This window comes from Sporocytophaga myxococcoides DSM 11118 (genome assembly GCF_000426725.1).
Classification (GTDB): Bacteria; Bacteroidota; Bacteroidia; order Cytophagales; family Cytophagaceae; genus Sporocytophaga; species Sporocytophaga myxococcoides.
Window position 1 is genome coordinate 663,924 of sequence record NZ_AUFX01000003.1, and the last position, 17,638, is coordinate 681,561.

A 17,638-nucleotide genomic window follows, 5' to 3' on the forward strand; every position below is an offset into this window, starting at 1 on the left:
TATTTATCTGATTTTACTCTAATTATTCATGTCCAACAAACAACTTTTCAACAGAAGTATAGTTCATTTCAGTATTGATAATATGAGCTATATACAAACCTCTGGGCCAATCATGAGTTGTTATTGAGGACAAAGTCCCATAAAACATTTTCTTCCCAGAACTGTCAAAAATTGATATTTGATATTTATTGCCGTCTAAGATGTGTAGTAAATTATTGACAGGACCAGAGATTATATTCTTATTAGTTTTAGTTGCGGATAAGCCTGTCAATAATTCCAGAAGGCTTATTTTAAAAAGACTTGCGGATAATACAGAAGAGGTTTCATTGCTCAAGTAATAATGATTTCCACTTTGGCATATCCCTTCAATCTGAATGCCAGTTGCATTATTAATGGAAAATCTCTGCAACAAGTCTGCATTGCCTTTATCAAAATAAACTGTGCATAAAAAATCTTCTGAAAAAGCTGAAAAAGTATAACCTGCCAGTACGAGACTTTTATCATTGGCATTATATGTTGCACAAGTAACGAGTCCATTTACATTAAGGCTATCTATCTTAATAGCCTGATAATTGCCGGGTGCAGAAGGTAATTTGTAAATATTTGTTTTGAAATTTCCCCAATTTTTAGTGAATACATAAATATTACTTTCTCCAACTATAAATGATTCGGCGTCAAAATTAGTTGAATAAAGTGAGGATGAAAAAGTCTTCTGATCATTATAAGAAAAACTGATTGTGTCTGCAAGCAGGTTTTCCGAAAACAATAGTTGTTCTCTGGAAACCCTGTATATTCTTAAGTTTTTACGATCACCTTTATTATTTCCAAAATCACCAATGTAAATAAAATTGTCATCTGAGCTAAGATCTTCCCAATCAATATTGGAAGCATTAGCCACGATAATTTTTCTCTTCACAGCTCCCGAAAGGGTATCAAGCTCATATAATTCAGCTTTATTTCCTGAATCATTGTGAGTAAATATTCTTCCATCTATATTCAATAGCCCGGAAGTTTCGGAAACTTCCGGGCCTAGTGAAGCTATCTTGGTTAATGAAATCGTTTGTGCTTTAAGATGAGCTGGAGATAATGCAGACAATACAAATAATGCGAAATAAAAAATGCCGAAGTTTCTCATAATCCTAAGATAATGATTTCTCCGGCAAATAAATAGAAACTGATCAATAACAGGAAATCGGGATTCCTGAAAATAATTTTATAATACTTCTGCCCTTGACGTTCTTTTTTTAATATAAAAAAGAATTGGAAAAATGCAGACCAATTAAAAAAACTTCATAATTGGTTCGGATTTATTTCACTTAATAATTATTTAACTTAATAGACTATGATTTTCTTTACATATACTGCGTTAGTTGTATAAAACCTTGCAAAGTATATTCCACTTTCAACACCGTCTATTGAAATCTCTGAAGGACTTGATGAATCGAGCATCTGAATTATTTTTCCAGTTGCGTCTGATATTTCCATATGGTCGAAAGACTTTGATAAAAATTTCACAAAGAACTTACCATTATTAGGGTTGGGAAATATCTGCCATTGTGGAACATTGTTTTCAATTTGAATAACAGAACTGAGCATAAACATGCCATTGACATCAACCTGTTTAATTCTGTAATAATATACATTCTCATTAACTTCAATATCTGAAAAATAATATTCACTTATAGAAGAAGTATTGCCACTGCCCTTAACGACTCCAACTGCTTCAAACTCCCTGCCGTTAATGCTCCTTTCAATTATAAAACGATCGTTGTTAATTTCATTCAAAGTAGACCAGGAAAGAACGTTTCTTCCATTTTCATGTTGTCCCTTAAATGACAGGAAGGTAACTGGCAGTATACTGAACGAGTAGCTTATCTCATAAATCTCTTGACAATTACCTGAGGTAGCGTAATCGCGAACAGCATAAAACTTAAGTCCTGCTGGTGATGCATCAAATGTCTCCCCTGTTTTTAGTCTATTGTAAAACTCATCTCTTAAATCATAATCCATTATATCCGCAGTATTTACACCTGCATTAATTAAAGCTAACCTTAAATGTTTGATAACTTCTTCAGTCATATATGCTGATGCATCAAAAGGTCCAAGTTTCTTCACCAGTGAATTACCAAGCTGGGTATCAAATATCAACACTTTTGTCTCTGATCCTATACCACAATCGTTTGCATTGCTTTTACTTTGCAACACCCCTGAACTTATTGTTTTATAATCAATGTACGCGGTATTGGTAATTGATCTTTTACATTGTACATCCCATAAATTTAAATCTGATGCATAGTCTTTTACACGTACTTTAAAGCTTATATCTATTGAATCACCTGATTTAATACTTTGAGTCACAGAAATCCTTAACCTATTACCTGCAGAAGATAATAAGCTGACTCCTGCAGGGCTTGTTGCTATCCCATTTACATAAGATGTTGACAAAAGTGATCCTACAATAAAGTCAGTAGCTATATCAAGGGTATCATAAATAATATCTCCACCTAAAGATTTGTCGTTACCTTCATTTTTGATTCTTAACAAATAGGTGATATCAGTACTCAAACCCGTTGAATTTTTGTCAGCTGATTTAGCCATTGTAAGCTTTGGTTGCAAACGTTCTATTGCAATATAGGCAAGAAAGGGATTCGTTCCCCCCTGAGGTCCTGCATTTACTGTTAGAGTGGCCTGAGTAGCACCTGGGGCAACTGCTCCATCCGGCAGTTTGATGTGATGAGCATCTAATCCTAATGTATTGGGGTTTGATGGCAATCTTATTATTTCATTTCCATTCTTCCCATTTTTTTCACTATAGCTGCTGATATGAGAACTTGATATACCATCATATACAGAAGCCCAGTTGGCATCAAACAATGGGTTATTGCACGCATCTTTATTGTCAGAGCCATTACTGTTCGCAGGATACCCGTTATCAGTCCATAGTTTATATAAAGGCTGATCTGTTTTATATGGGTTAATATCAAAATTAGTACCACCGCTATTGGTTTGAAAGCCAAGGCCTTCAGGGGCTACCTTACCTATCTGAGCGGCAAGATTTTCACCATCCAGAACGGCAAAGCCAACATAAGATTTAAAATTATTTGTAGCAGGAGCCTGTAATCCTGATAAAACAAAGTTTTGAGAATCACCTTTATCAACACTCTGTAATCCATCCCACAATGATATTAATCTCGGTGGACTTAAAGGTGATCTGAAAACAACAGTCAAGACCCACCCGCTGCATGAGCCTCCAGAACTTTCATTTGGATAAGACTGAATATTTCCAACCCAAAACTGTCCGCTTCCCACACCCTGTACAAGATTAGTAACATCTGCTACGCATAAGTATCTTTTTGCATCAATCCTCACATTTGGTGCAGAAGCTGTAACATTTACATAATTACCACCTGGAATTTTGAATTTAACTGTAGGATAAGTCGATGAGTTTGTTTGAAAGACATCACCTGATCCGTTATAACTTTTAGTTGGCGTATATAATGTTATATTATCATTAGATCCTTTCAAACTTCCGGTCCAATAAAGGTATGCGGCTTCAATCTCTGAACAAGGAGACATTTCAAGTTCTGCCATAGAAGAACTATAAGTCGTGAGATCGTTATCGTAATCAGCATAGGTCATGCTGACAAATACATCAGGCAATTTAGAAGGACTTCCATATCTTACAGGGCATGAAGTAGTAGGGCTTTGTGTAGGCAAGCCAACCGTACAAGGAGCGTTTATATCAGGGCATTGAACCGCTTGCTTTGTAAGGCCGGACAATTTAACAAATGGAGTACCTTCTTTATATGCATTATTAATATCCAACCTTTTGCCGGACATTAACATTGTTGAATGTTTTATAACACTGTCTGCCTTGATTTTACTTAAAGCTGCCTGAGTAGGATCCAGGTATACAGCTTCAAGGTTGGGAGCTGCTATCATTTTTATATCATATGGACCATCCCATGTTTTCCTTTGAATAAAAGGAAACTGTGAATAGGCTTTGAACTGAACAATGACATTTATTATCAAAGTCAGAGTCAAAAACAATAAAGAATTACCTGGCAAAATTCTTTTCATAAATATGCGGTTGTATTTAAAAATTAATCCTTTGGCACATTCAGCTATAAATCAATCGAATGCGCTTGAATACTCAATAAATACAATCCTGATTTGTGCAGGTAACGAATTTTAAAAAAATAATCAGAAAAATTTTAAATGACTGCAGAGCATATGATTGTCCTACTCTACAGTCATTCATTACTATCCAATATTGTCCAGTAAATATATATCTTCTTCAGTAAGCTTAATGGACCCTGCCTTGTAATTTTCTTCCAGGTGTTTAACTTTTGATGTTCCCGGTATCAGCAATATATTTGGTGAATGCTGAAGCAACCATGCAAGAGCTATCTGGTGTGCACTGGCATTATATTTAGCTCCAATTTTATTTAACTCTTCTAATGTATTAACACTCCCGGCATTTAGAGGATACCATGGAATAAAAGCAATGTTATTTTGTTGACAATATTTTAATTCATTTTCCCACTTACGATTGTCTACACTATATTTATTTTGAACTGAAACAATCTTTACATGCTGTTGAGCCTTCTTTATTTCCTCGAGATTGACTTCTGACAAACCAATATGTCTGATTAGTCCTTCATTCTGAGCATTCTTTAGAAATTTCAAACTTTCTTCAAAAGGCACAGAGGGATCAATTCTGTGAAGTTGATATAGATCTATTTTATCAAGCTTCAACCGCTTCAAGCTCCCTTCCAATGCTCTTTTCAGGTGATCCGGATGAGAATTAACGGGCCATTGATTAGGACCAGTTCTGGTTAAGCCCCCCTTGGTTGCAATAATTAAGTCCTTTGGGTATGGGAATAATGCTTCTGCAATTAACTCCTCCGATACATTTGGGCCATAACTATCTGCTGTATCTATAAAATTGATACCTAATTCAACGGATCTCTTTAAAACCTTTATCGCTTCATTTTTATCAGCCGGAGGGCCCCAAATTCCTTCACCAGTAATCCTCATGGCACCAAAGCCCATCCTATTGATAGACAGATCTCCTCCTATGGAGAAAGTAGAATTTAAATTAGAAGTCATATTTTTATTATTTCAATTAAGATTCCTTATCAGTATTCTGATTCAATAAAGATTATTAAACTTAAAGACCAACAAAAAACTAGCGGTCAGGTTTAAAATTATCATAAATCAAAATGTGTGAAATATCTGATAGCATTGCTGATCTTGGTTTGGGAGTTGCTTATAATTCCCGATAATTTATCTGCACAGCAGCTATCCAAAGATTCTCTCAATAAACTTATAGATCAAGCGCCATCTTTCACAATTTATAAGGAGAATTATTTAATAAGTGGAGTACCGTTTAATGAGAAGCCGACTAAATATAATTCTGATATCAAGTTTCAAATAAGCTTTAAGCAAAGGCTTACCAAAACTACCCTTCCATTTAAAACCTATTTATTTCTTATTTATACTCAAAAGACTTTCTGGGAAGTATTTAGAAAATCAAGTCCTTTTGGGGACTCCAACTATAATCCTGGTTTCGGATTGGGCAAGTTTCTCTTCAAAGATAACATACAATATGCTTTGTTATCATTGTCTGCAGAACATGAATCAAATGGGAAAGATAGTATTTATTCCAGAAGCTGGAATTTTATTTCCTTAAATTATATGATGTTCTTTAAAGATAAAAGAATATGGATAAGAACATGGTATCCCTTTGGATACGGAGATAATGCAAGTCTTTTGGACTATATTGGTTATGGAGAATTAAATTTCTATTGGAATTTTAGACAGCAAAGATTAAAGCTTAATATAATAGCAAGGAAAGGTGCATCAACTGATTTAAAAGGTAGCATTCAGGTAGGTCTGTTTTACAGGCTATTTAAATTTTCTAATCAGTACTTATATCTTCAGATATATGAAGGATATGCAGAAAATCTTCTTTACTATAATGTGCGAACCAGTAAAATCAGGCTTGGGTGGGCAATCACTCCATCCAAGTTAATCATTGACTGATCGCTTTCTTGTCGAGAAAAACACAGTTAGCAGTTATTCCTTCAAAAGAAGGACCTACTTTGTTACTATAAGTGATTTATGATAAATCTTTCCTTGAATTAATGCCTCTATCCAATAAACTCCTGCATCCAGAGTAGAAACATCAAAGAAATATTTACCATCACTATTTCTAATAAACAAAGCATCAATGTTGCTACCCAAAATATTTCTTACTTTAAACGTCGGAGTTTCTACTTTTAACATCTCAGATTCAATCGTCACATACGAAGATGCAGGGTTTGGAAATACCACCAAATCCTGGATAGAGACTTGATTAGTACTACCTAACACAAGTGGATCTGTAATTGTAATAGTAAATGAAAACTCAACATTTTCACTACCATTTGACGCCTTTACTTTTATCACATCTGATTTAGTGACTGTGTAGTCGTAAGGATTTACTACATACAGCTGGTTGCCAATAAGTATTAAATTAGGATTTTCTGCTATACTAAAACTAGCTTCAGGTAAAGTAGTACTTAATGTCCCCAGTAATCCTGCTGCATATCCTTCAATACTTGAATTGCTGAGAGCGATTGAATAAATTTCTTCCTGAACAGTAATGGCATTAAGAACTCCTACCGACAATGAATCTCCTGCATTGACTTTAACTGAAATGATTCCTGAAGCATCCGGAGCTACATTGTTCCAAACCAAAAAAGATGATATATCAGGTGAATAAAACTGCTTTTTTAAATTATCCTGAACAGAAACATCAACTATGCAGGAAGTACAATTGACAACGTACTTTCCATTCGAAAGAGTTTTAATTGTATATTTTTTAGATGCAGAAAGTCCTGATAATTGAATTACTCCAGTCTCTGTTATCTTAGAACTAAGAAAATTCTTTAATACTATATCCGGAACAACACCGGAATTATTGCCCGCAACCTTTCCGTCAGCCGTTCCTGAACTGTAGGTAAATCCTTCCGTTGCAGATTTAAAAACGGTTATGTTTACAGGTGAAGTAGTTTTGCCATCTTTGCAAATTAAAGGCTTGGAATTAGTGAATTTTGTAGCCGTTGAATTAGCGAATCTAAGAAGGTTGAACAAATTACCTTTGGTAGTATAAGTTTGAGTTAATCCTGTTGCGGTATGAACCAGATGAATCTGAACAATCTTATCATCGTAAGGTGTCTCAGGAACATCTGTAAATCTAATGGTATATGTTTCATCATAATATCCAACAGAATTATTTGCACGTACTACAACCTTTATTTCTTTATTGATTTCATAATCATAAGGGTTTATCAAAACCAGCAAACTATCATTCTGAATAACAAAATTCGAATTATCTACCACAGAATAAATTGCTTGAGGATAGGCATTATCTTCAAGCTTACCGACGACACCAATTGTATTCTCTTCAAAAACTGTGTTACCAGTAAGAAGGATATTATTGGCCGTACGAGGAATATTATTCTCAGGAATAAAGATGCTTTTTAAAGGAGTCCAGCTTGATACTTCAGGGCTGTTCTCATATCTTACCTGATAGTAATATTTATTTCCCGGAATGGCTTTTTTGTCTGTATAAGAAGTAATTGGGGCTCCTGAATATATATCTGTAAATTCACCGCCTTCTCTTTTTCTTCTTATCCTTAAAGTTTTTTCATTGGTTGCAAAATCATTCCAGCTTAGATTAACATAAATACCGGCTAAAGAAACTTCAAAATTCATAGGCTCTGTAGGAGGTTGAGCTATGTCTGTCCTTCTTATCTGGTCCATGTAATTGTATATATTTCCTAATGGGGGAAAAGATACAGGATCAGGATAAAGGGAATTGTTAGGAAAATCTGGTTGCAGGCCTTGTTGAGTTCCACCATTATATATATAATTCCAGATATTGTGGCTTGAACCTGAAAAAATTGTTACTCTCGTATCCGCATCTCTGCCAGGCTGATTTATAGCAGATGTATAATTCGAAGTGGCATTTCCTCTTGCATCATCATATCGCGTCATAGCCCAGAGAGCTGTTTTATTAAGCTCTCCCCAACTTGGACATACACTTGAATTTACTCTTGGTGCTAATGCTATGATTCCGGCAACAGGTATCTTTCCATCCACTTCAACCCTCATGGGAGCATCAGGAGCTCCATTAGAGATACCAGTTGTGAAGATTCTATTCCTGTCTATCCTTGAATCGCTGTAAATGTTTTCATTTATCCAATTAAAGGTTTCACTCCTTGTAACCGGATCCCAGCTATTCTTTGCTATTGGACAGACGATTATGTAATTAAATTCCTTTTTATTATAAACATCCTTCATTGGGCCGAAGGACCATATTTTTGCTGAAGTTCCGGTTTCTCCGGCCATTTCTCCCAATCCGCCAAACTGCACTATAACCGGCCATTTTAATTCCGGATTGGTATAATATTTTTCGGGATAATATACTCCCATATAAATCAGATTGCTGGTGCCATAATTAATCACCTTGAGTCTTAGATTTGTTGTATCGTTATAACCACTATATCCAGCCTTAGCAGGAATCGCTGCAACAGAAATAGTAAATGTTTTCTTAAAGGTATTTGTCCCGTCGTTTGCTTCGATAATAATACTATAAGTTGGTTTCCTCCTATATGTAAAAACCTCACGACCAAAAAGCGAATCGTTTCGGATCATAAAGCTATTGTTATCCGTCCCTCCTGTTGCCAATACAAAAGAATGTTTATCATTTGGATCTGTATCTGTAGCTGTTAGTTTTCCAACAAAAACGCCTGGGAAATTAAGTTCTGTAACACTAGTTGAACTTATTGTAATATTTGTTGGAGCTGCATTAATACCTTTAGGAAATAAAACCTTACCATTACAAGTGCCATTAAACTTAAAGCAGATTAAAAAGATAAAAGTCAAAATGAATTTTAAAATATTAACGTATGTATTCATAAACTTTAAAAGTTAAATTTTCACAAACTATGTATATCAATTCAGGGGAATATCTAAACAGTGTATAACACACCTTCCTAAGTGAAGACAGAAAAACATGAATTATAAGCAGCTCATATGTAAAATAATTCTGTAAGGAAATCTGCAGGATACAGATTTTCTATAAAAAAAATATTTATTATAAGACCAATTAAATTCTAATACTTCCGATAGTATCAGAGCCGAAATCTGCTAATTGATTAAAGTTCTGGCACCAAACTATATCATAGTATTATATACATTCACTATACTCTATTTAAATTTATTTTAACACTCCTCCTCTTCCCAGTATATACCATTTACCATCTTTCAGAAACTTTGATTGCCCGTTTTCCGCTTTGAATTCCTCGTATTCAGGCTTTACAAGTACTTTGCCGGTATTATCAAGAACGCCCCATTTGTTGCCCTTCCTGGCTGCCACCATGTTATTTCCGGCAAAGGTTAATTCATCATACTTATATTCAGGTTCATTCTTCAATGCTGTATTGAACAATCCAAATGCTTTGCCAGAATTCACAGCAAACAAAGTCCCAGCCAGTGGTAAAATTTTAGTTGCTTTTGCAGGAAGTAACTCTTCTCCCTTTTCATTAATAAGGCCGAACTTTTGTTTTTGTCCGAATATCGCTGGCCAATCTGCCATTAAAGGCTCTTCTTTTTTATTACTCAGATAATCAAACACAGGTTCAGTTACTACTTCTCCACTTGTTTTATACAAGCCATAAGCACCGTTCTTTTTCACTTTGAACAAAGGAGCAGCATAAGTAACAAAATCATAAACAGGGGCTAAGATCTCTTTTCCAGACTGATCATAAACTCCTGTCAAACCATTCTGTGTAACTTTAAAAATAAGTCTTACAGAGCAATAATCGAATTCAACACTATCAAATTTTGTAGGAACTATACTCTTACCTTTAGTATCAATAATTCCCCATTTACCGTTTTGCTTAACTTTAAAGAACCCACGATAAAGCTCTCCTGCCTCTTCGAATTCTCCCGGGAATGATTGAGATTTGGATGGCACATTAAAAAAAGAAACTTTACCATCTTTATAAGCTCTGGTAAATGAAACACTGTCGACAACACTTACTGAATCAAAGCCCGTCTCAAGCATTTTCACTAGTTGAGAAGTATATAAGTAGAATTTATCCTTTGGAGCAATTGCAAAATAATCGTATGAAAAATTTCTTCGAACCTTTGCATACTGAGGCTTTTGAATAAATTTACCGGCAAAGTCAATTATTCCATATAAGCCGCCTGACTTTACTACTGCCTTCCTGTTTTTAAATGCATATGCCTCTTCAAAAGCAGGAGCAATATATACTTTTCCTAATCTGTTAGAGTAGCCCCATTTGCCACCGGACTTCACAGGGATGTAGCCATCACCTAATTCACCTATTTCTTCATAATTAAGAGGTAATACTTCTTTACCAGTAATTGAGGCAAGTCCATACTTTCCACCTTTTTTAATTACAAGCAAGTCTTCATCCAATGCATAGATAGAATCATATTCAGCCTGAAGAAGAATTTTACCCAACTCACTGAATAAGCCCCAATGATTATTTTGTTTGTATAGAATTGTATGTTGAGCAATCTTTTTTACTTTTGAAATTTGTGCGGGAATAAGGTAGCCACAATTTACATGGTTGATAACTCCAAACAATTCAGTTTGCTGCACCAACGTAGCGTTTTCTGAGAGTACCTGAGCAATCTTAAATTGCGGTTTACATATAATATTACCTCTTTCCTCACCCACGAGTCCCCATAGATTATCTTTTTTAACCCAACTCAGATCGGTATCGGCAATAGGATTGATTTCAGAATACTGAAATTCTATCAGCACTTTCCCTCGTTCATCTACAAGTCCCCACAAACCTCCTTTCTTAGCCCATGCTTTGCCACTTCTGAAATTAGACATCATCTCAAATTGTGGGGGTATCAGAACATTTCCATCACAATCAATGACTCCATATACTAAGCCCTTCATTACAATTGCTTTATTGTCTCTGAAAGGAGAAACCTTAGTATAAATAGGAGTGATTCTCCATTCTCCAAAGAGTGTAACAAAACCATATTGTTTGTTTTCACTTTTCCTGGGGATAAGATCTTCAGGACAATTGCTTCCCTTTTGAGCCATAGCAGTATTAAATGCTATAGAAACAAAAAGGATAAGGAGTATTTTATTCAGTATTTTCATATCAAAATTTATTTACCGGGCTTTGCTTGTATAAGGATTATCCTTAATCCGAAAGCGCCAGGGTTTAAGTGCATCTTCTTTGGCATAAGCCACGCCTACTCGTGGACTGGCAATTATCTCATTTTTTTTAACAATCACTCCTCTATCTTCTACCCAGATTTCACATCCCGATAAGTCGGTTTCATTATGGTTGGCTGAAATCCCCAAAGCTACTGACAATGCGCCAGGACCAGCAGTGAGTTCCGGTTTCAACTTGGATTTCTTTCGCCTCTCAAGCATTGTTTCAATACCTTCAGAAGGTTCTACAGCCCTGATGAGCACAGCATGAGGAATATCAATCTTATTAGTAATAATATTGAACAAATAATGAATTCCGTAACACATATAAACATATGCGATGCCGCCTTCTTTGTAAAATGGTTCTGTTCGTTTGGTTTTCCTGTTGCCATAAGCATGAGAAGCCTTGTCTTCAGCCCCCATATATGCTTCTGTTTCAACTATCATCCCTGAAGTCTGTTTCCCATCTATACGGGTTACCAGATATTTCCCAAGCAGTTCCTTACTGATAGTTATTACATCTTCCCTTGTATAAAAAGCTTTATTCAGCTTCATTATTTAACAGGGAAAAATAAATAAGCAACAGCAATAGCTGCAATAACTCCAAAGAGATCAGCAATCAAACCCGCAGGAATTGAATATCTGGTCTTCTTTATCCCAACTGATCCGAAATAAACTGCAACAATGAAAAACGTAGTGTCTGCAGCTCCCTGAAAGATACAGGCTAACCTTCCGGCAAACGTATCAGCTTTCCCATTTGCCATAGCATCGATCATCATGGCTCTGGCACCACTTCCGCTAAGTGGTTTCATCAAAGCTGTCGGTAATGCCGGCACCCAGCTTGTATCAAGTCCAGTTAATCCAATAAGATAAGTTAACCCACCAACTAGATAATCCATGGCGCCACTCGCCCTGAATACAGCAATACCAACAAGAATACCTACCAGATATGGAATAATTCTTACAACTACATCAAAGCCTTCTTTGGCGCCTTCAACAAATGCTTCGAATACATTTATCCTTCTCTTTAAACCCAAGAATATAAACGATGCGATGATTGAGAAAAGAATAAAATTACTGACAAGAGAAGATATAGGCCCAATTCTGTCAGGAGGCAAAGTTGCAAAATACCAAACTACTCCAGCAATAATGGCTATCAAACCACCCAGATAAGCCATTACAACTTTGTCAAACAAGTTGATCTTCTGATAAATGGCCACTGTAATCAAGCCTGCAAGTGTACTGCAGAAAGTAGCAATCAATATCGGAATAAATACATCTGAAGAATCTGCAGCCCCTGCCTGAAAACGGAATGTCATAATAGAAACAGGTATCAGTGTTAGACCTGAAGTATTGAGTACAAGAAACATTATCTGTGGATCAAATGCAGTATCCTTGTTCGGATTCAGTTCCTGCATAGACTCCATTGCCTTTAAACCAATGGGAGTAGCGGCATTATCAAGACCCAGCATGTTTGCGCTGAAGTTCATCATAATAAGGCCAACAGAAGGATGGTCTTTCGGAAGATCGGGAAATAACTTATGAAAAAAAGGACCTATCAATTTTGCAAGGATATTAATCATGCCAGACTTTTCAGCAATTTTCATCAACCCCATCCAAAGTGTAAGAATCCCAATTAATGCAAATGATATGTCCACAACTGAACTTTTGGCCATATCAAAAGCTGCTTTCATAATTTCCGGGAAAATTTCCAGACCTCCATACTGAGGATAACCAAAATAATACAAGCCCAGCCTGACGATTGCGATCACAAATGAGATCAGAAAAAATGCTATCCAGATGTAGTTTAGAACCATTAAATAAGTGGTAAGTTATAAGTATTAAGTTTTAAGATTAAAGAAGGTTTAGCTTGCCAGAATTTTCGACAAGTTTTTTATTTTTCTCAAAGAATAAAAATATAAAAAATCTCCTTAAATGTTCTGAATCTAAATAATCTTTGATAGAAAAATTATTTATTGACTAAAAGCAAAAAATCGAAAGCTTTTATCAAACTTTCGACTTTTAAACTTTGAACTTAATAACTTATAACTTACAACTTTTAGGCTAATCTTATGCTTCTCGCACTTTCCCATACTTCAAACTTATCAAGCTCATCTTTAAATCCATCCAACAACCAAAGGACTACCGCAATATCATCCACAGCTCCTAACACTGGTATTTTATCCGAGATAAAATCGATATTAAAATAGAAATAAGAGAATACCAAACCTATCTGGACAAGTAAAAAAGGGGAAACATTTCTATATTCTCCCTTAAAAACAGCTTTTAACATTCTTTTAGCGATTCCGGCTTCACGTCCAATCACCTCAAATTTAAACCTTTTGGCCTCCGGATCATAAAATTTATCCACTACTTCTTTTAACGCATCTGCATGTGCGCCTTTAGTAAAAGAAGTTCCAAAAGATATCAGTTTTTTTATCCATTCTGTCTTGATTTCATCAAGATCAATAGGTCCCTTACCTCCGTTGCTTTCAAATCCTTTCATACATTGACTTTTTAATCAAAACATAAGTCTGGGATTACTTAGTTCTAATTTAATACATGTACTCCCAGGCAGTTTTATAAGCGCTTATTGATTCTGTATAGTCAATAAAACCTCTGTAAAAGGGATGTCCGGATAATGTACCACTTTCCCCTATTACAACCAGTTTCTTTTTTGCTCTTGTCATAGCAACATTCATTCTCCGGATATCATTTAAAAAGCCTATTTCACCTCTGGAATTTGACCTCACAAGGCTTATATACACAATATCTCTTTCCTGTCCCTGGAAACCATCTACAGTATTGATAGATATCTGCTTTTTAAAACTTTCCTCAAATTCCGAAGCAGTAAGTAATTCTTTTAAGAAATTCACTTGGGCTTTATACGGCGAAATCAGGGCTACTTTCAGCCTTTCATCCATCATAACCTGCTGACCGATTTTTTCTACCAGATTAGTGAAATGCTTTAAAAGCAATTGAGCTTCTTCCGGATTTAAAGTACTGGAAGTTTCGGCTTCTAACTTCTCCTCAAATCCACACCCTGCGGTATCAATAAATTCAACCGGAGCCGTAAAATCAGGATCACCATTCAAAAGTCTGTCTTTTACTGAAGTATGAGCTATTAATTTATCATAATAAAACTGTACAGAAGAAAACTTCATAATTTTCTCATTCATTCTGTACTGTGTATCCAACATTACATCGGCCTTTTGACGCTGTATAGATTTTTCAAACAAAGTTACAGAAAGACCTTTCTTCGCTGCATCAATGGATTTTACAGTTGGTGGCAACTGGCAATGGTCACCTGCAAATACAACTCTTTCTGCCTTGGTTATCGGAATCCATGTAGCCGGTTCAAGTGCCTGCGCCGCCTCATCAATAAAAACAGTTTCAAACTCTCTGTCTTTTAACAAATAAGATGCCGCCCCAACGAGCGTGCAGGTAAATACACGTGCTCTGCTTAAGATATCCTGAGTGATGTAATTCTCAATAGCTTCTGCTTCCTGCTGTAATTTTCTAGACTCGTCCAGAATAATACGCCTCTGATTTCTTTCTTCCTTCCCAAAATTTCTTTTATACTTCAATGCCATATTCCGATACTCAATGGCTCGTTTTTTTAATTCTTTTATCTGCTTAAAGTCCTTATGGTTGGAAATCTGCACGTCAAGTGTATGTGCCAGCAGGCTTTCACTAACCCTTGAAGGATGTCCTAGTCTTACAACTTTAACCCCCTTTTCATCCAGTTTTTCAGTAAGCAAATCAACTGCAGTATTACTCGGAGCACAAACAAGCACCTGCTCCTCTTCCCCAAGCACTTGTCTTATTGCTTCTACAAGTGTTGTTGTTTTTCCTGTCCCCGGAGGTCCGTGTATGATTGCTACATCTTTTGCAAAAACAACATTTTCAATAGCCTTTCTTTGAGAATCATTTAATGAAGGATCGAGACTCAGTGCTTTTTTCTCACGAAAACCCGCCTTTTCCTTTCCCAGCAACACTTCTCTTAATTGAGCAAGCCTGTTATGTTTAGCTTTCATAACCCTTTGCAGAGTGTTTTCCATTTCTTTGTAACTCGTCTCATCAAACAACAAGTCAAGCCCCAGTTTGCCACGGTCAAACCAGTCAGGAAGTTCATCCACAAAAAGAGTAAGTTTGATATTGTCTGGTCGAACAGAAGTTACAACTCCTGCAAGTTTACTTTCAGGTTCTTCATCCTGATTATTGGTAAATACAGCGGCAACACGACCTGACTGAAACTGGTGGGAAATTTCTTTAAAGGAAGGTCTTTCAATCTCAAGAATAAGTCTGTCACCTACTCCATAATAAGATTCTTTTACTACTATCGGATACCAGGTTAGTCCTTGAGCCCTTCTCTCTGGGATGGATGCATTCAGCATCTTTGACTCATAAAGTTTCCTGTCTTCTTCCTGCTCAACCTTTAATATATCCAGAAGCTCCTGAAGCTCTTCTCTGGAATCTTTTTCTGACATTAATTTATCCTGATAATAAAGTGATTACAATAGATTAATAACTTAAGACAAATAAAATTGCTATAAGTTCAATTAATAATTCTGATATCTTTTGCTGAATTTAGGACAAGGAATCGTTCTTCCTCTTTTTTTAATTTTCCTTTTGTCATAAGGAATTTCCCATTCATAGATAAGTGAGATTTCATGGGCACCATAACTATTCCCCAGGGAAAGCTTTGAAATAGGAAGGTCAAAGCTGTAAGCGAAGCTTATTCCGTTAAAGTGAATTCCGGCCATAAGAATGAATGACTCGTTATTGAGCAAACCTGAAGCATAATTTTTTACAGGAATTCCTCTATACCACAGACCGAACATTACAGGGTCATAGGTTAGATAAGCGCCAAGGTCAAGTTGGTCAAATGCTCCCTGAGACTTGTAATTAAAAGTTGGAGTAAAACTCCTTTCAGGCATGTTTCTGGTTCCATTCCAGCTTTTTAGAAAAAACTTATACCCTGAATGGAGAGAAAATTTTATTGGAAGTTTTGCATCGGGTAATCCGTTCACCGACTGATTAGGCCTGTTGAGATGAAATCCAGCTATTCCTAACCAGAAATGGTCATCATAAAACAAACCGCCGGCGGAAGCATCCAGAAAATTCAGTCTGGACCCCGTGAAAGCGTCTGCTGTAGCACCTCCGGTCAATCCGCTATTGTCCAACTGATCCCCGAAGACAAAGCTTGCATAGTCAATTGTCCGGTTGGTATACCCAAGCTGAATCCCTGGTCTGAAGGTCCAACGGTTGCTCAGCCAAACTTCGTAGGAATAAAATAGATTAATATCAGTAGAAACTAGTGCACCATTACTTCCTTGCTTGTCCCTTTTAACTAGGAGCCCCACTCCACTTCTGTAAGATTCGATATTATGATCCAGAGAGGCTGCATAAGTAATAAATGAAGCACCGGTTCCGGGCCATTGATTTCTATAGTTTAGTATAGCTCTGGTATTTTCTGCTGTACCGGCAAAAGCAGGATTTAAATATAAAGGAGCATTGTAATACTGGGAAAACTGAGGATCCTGAGCAAAAGCGGAATTTGTAATAATCAAACTCCCAAGTGTTAGAAAAAAGTAAAAGCTTTTAAACATAGAAGTACTGCAAAAGTATAAAAATTAACGAAACCAGTGCAGTAACTTATATTAGAATTCTATATTTAAAAGCTTTTTTAATTTTAGCAGCCAATATTAATGATGGTGACCACCTGGACCATGCACGTGACCGTGGTCAAGTTCTTCAGCGGTAGCCTCTCTTACTTCAACAACTTTTCCTTGGAATTCAAGATTCAGGCCAGCAAGAGGATGGTTAAAATCTATAGTAAGCTCGTTTTGATTTACTGCTAATACTTTACCTCTCAGAAAATTACCATCTGCATCAGACATCGGCACGAAAGTACCAACCTGAAATTTAGATTCGTCAAATTCTCCATCGATTTTAAATATTTCTTTGGAAAGGTTAACAACAGCTTCCTCTTCAAAATCTCCGTAGGCTTCCTCTGAAGTGATGACAAATTTAAATTCAGAACCACTTGTAAGACCATCCAGCCCCTCTTCAAATTTTTCAGGTAAGCCACTGCTACCGAAAAGGAACACCATTGGTTCCTGAGCATTTACCTTCTCAGAAACTTCCACATTACCTTCCTGGTCTTTTGCCTGAAGATCGTAGGCTACAGCCACTACTTTGTTTTTTTCAATTTTCATTATTTTGACTTTCTATAAATATTCTGAAGCAATAATTATAAATTCTGAAACACCGATTTAATTAATTATGTATATAAAGAGAAAAATGCGGTGTAAGGTTTAAGAATAGTTGTGAATAAATTTATTCATTCCCATGCAGATTAAATAAAATTCATGA

At 36.1% G+C, this 17,638-nt stretch carries 12 protein-coding genes; 1 reads left to right on the forward strand and 11 read right to left on the reverse strand.

Annotated features, from left to right (window positions below):
• Positions 1–22: 22 nt before the first annotated feature.
• The 3 genes from K350_RS30695 to K350_RS0102540 all read right to left on the reverse strand — a co-directional run bounded on the left by K350_RS30695 (position 23) and on the right by K350_RS0102540 (position 5,112).
• Entirely contained in the window at positions 23–1,135 is a 1,113-nt protein-coding gene (locus K350_RS30695) for a hypothetical protein (RefSeq protein WP_051312785.1), read from the reverse strand.
• 197 nt (positions 1,136–1,332) lie between these two features.
• Complete coding sequence (locus K350_RS0102535; protein ID WP_028978575.1) at positions 1,333–4,080, reverse strand: T9SS type A sorting domain-containing protein; 2,748 nt, start codon at positions 4,078–4,080, stop codon at positions 1,333–1,335.
• 183 nt (positions 4,081–4,263) lie between these two features.
• Entirely contained in the window at positions 4,264–5,112 is an 849-nt protein-coding gene (locus K350_RS0102540; protein ID WP_028978576.1) for an aldo/keto reductase, read from the reverse strand.
• Between the two features lie 117 nt (positions 5,113–5,229).
• Between K350_RS0102540 and K350_RS0102545 the strand changes: the two genes are divergently transcribed.
• Positions 5,230–6,048, forward strand: coding sequence for a phospholipase A (locus tag K350_RS0102545; protein ID WP_028978577.1), 819 nt, complete (start codon positions 5,230–5,232; stop codon positions 6,046–6,048).
• Between the two features lie 54 nt (positions 6,049–6,102).
• On the opposite strand, the gene K350_RS0102550 is transcribed toward K350_RS0102545, so the two are convergent.
• From K350_RS0102550 to K350_RS0102585, 8 genes are all read right to left on the reverse strand, one after another.
• Positions 6,103–8,970: a T9SS type A sorting domain-containing protein gene (locus K350_RS0102550; RefSeq protein ID WP_028978578.1), complete on the reverse strand. Its 2,868-nt coding sequence runs from the start codon at positions 8,968–8,970 to the stop codon at positions 6,103–6,105.
• Positions 8,971–9,271: 301 nt separating this feature from the next.
• A complete protein-coding gene (locus K350_RS0102555; protein WP_028978579.1) occupies positions 9,272–11,203 on the reverse strand; it encodes a WG repeat-containing protein in 1,932 nt (643 codons plus the stop codon).
• Positions 11,204–11,215: 12 nt separating this feature from the next.
• Positions 11,216–11,815 carry a DNA-3-methyladenine glycosylase gene (locus tag K350_RS0102560; RefSeq protein WP_028978580.1) on the reverse strand — a complete coding sequence of 200 codons (600 nt, stop codon included), beginning with the start codon at positions 11,813–11,815 and terminating at the stop codon, positions 11,216–11,218.
• A complete protein-coding gene (locus K350_RS0102565; protein ID WP_028978581.1) occupies positions 11,815–13,077 on the reverse strand; it encodes a nucleoside recognition domain-containing protein in 1,263 nt (420 codons plus the stop codon). Before K350_RS0102565 ends, K350_RS0102560 begins: the two co-directional genes overlap by 1 nt.
• A gap of 242 nt (positions 13,078–13,319) precedes the next feature.
• On the reverse strand, positions 13,320–13,766 hold the full coding sequence (locus tag K350_RS30700) for a YkvA family protein (protein ID WP_051312787.1): 447 nt from the start codon (positions 13,764–13,766) through the stop codon (positions 13,320–13,322).
• 49 nt (positions 13,767–13,815) lie between these two features.
• Positions 13,816–15,750: an AAA domain-containing protein gene (locus K350_RS0102575; protein WP_028978582.1), complete on the reverse strand. Its 1,935-nt coding sequence runs from the start codon at positions 15,748–15,750 to the stop codon at positions 13,816–13,818.
• A gap of 72 nt (positions 15,751–15,822) precedes the next feature.
• Positions 15,823–16,872, reverse strand: coding sequence for a PorP/SprF family type IX secretion system membrane protein (locus K350_RS0102580; RefSeq protein ID WP_028978583.1), 1,050 nt, complete (start codon positions 16,870–16,872; stop codon positions 15,823–15,825).
• Positions 16,873–16,968: 96 nt separating this feature from the next.
• Positions 16,969–17,481, reverse strand: coding sequence for an FKBP-type peptidyl-prolyl cis-trans isomerase (locus tag K350_RS0102585; protein WP_028978584.1), 513 nt, complete (start codon positions 17,479–17,481; stop codon positions 16,969–16,971).
• Positions 17,482–17,638: the final 157 nt, after the last annotated feature.

Coding starts and splice junctions, on each gene's coding strand:
- K350_RS0102560 (WP_028978580.1), bottom strand. CDS start 11,815: ATGAAGCTGAATAAAGCTTTTTATACAAGGGAAGATGTAATAACTATC.
- K350_RS0102575 (WP_028978582.1), bottom strand. CDS start 15,750: ATGTCAGAAAAAGATTCCAGAGAAGAGCTTCAGGAGCTTCTGGATATA.
- K350_RS0102535 (WP_028978575.1), bottom strand. CDS start 4,080: ATGAAAAGAATTTTGCCAGGTAATTCTTTATTGTTTTTGACTCTGACT.
- K350_RS0102550 (WP_028978578.1), bottom strand. CDS start 8,970: ATGAATACATACGTTAATATTTTAAAATTCATTTTGACTTTTATCTTT.
- K350_RS0102540 (WP_028978576.1), bottom strand. CDS start 5,112: ATGACTTCTAATTTAAATTCTACTTTCTCCATAGGAGGAGATCTGTCT.
- K350_RS30700 (WP_051312787.1), bottom strand. CDS start 13,766: ATGAAAGGATTTGAAAGCAACGGAGGTAAGGGACCTATTGATCTTGAT.
- K350_RS30695 (WP_051312785.1), bottom strand. CDS start 1,135: ATGAGAAACTTCGGCATTTTTTATTTCGCATTATTTGTATTGTCTGCA.
- K350_RS0102565 (WP_028978581.1), bottom strand. CDS start 13,077: ATGGTTCTAAACTACATCTGGATAGCATTTTTTCTGATCTCATTTGTG.
- K350_RS0102585 (WP_028978584.1), bottom strand. CDS start 17,481: ATGAAAATTGAAAAAAACAAAGTAGTGGCTGTAGCCTACGATCTTCAG.
- K350_RS0102555 (WP_028978579.1), bottom strand. CDS start 11,203: ATGAAAATACTGAATAAAATACTCCTTATCCTTTTTGTTTCTATAGCA.
- K350_RS0102580 (WP_028978583.1), bottom strand. CDS start 16,872: ATGTTTAAAAGCTTTTACTTTTTTCTAACACTTGGGAGTTTGATTATT.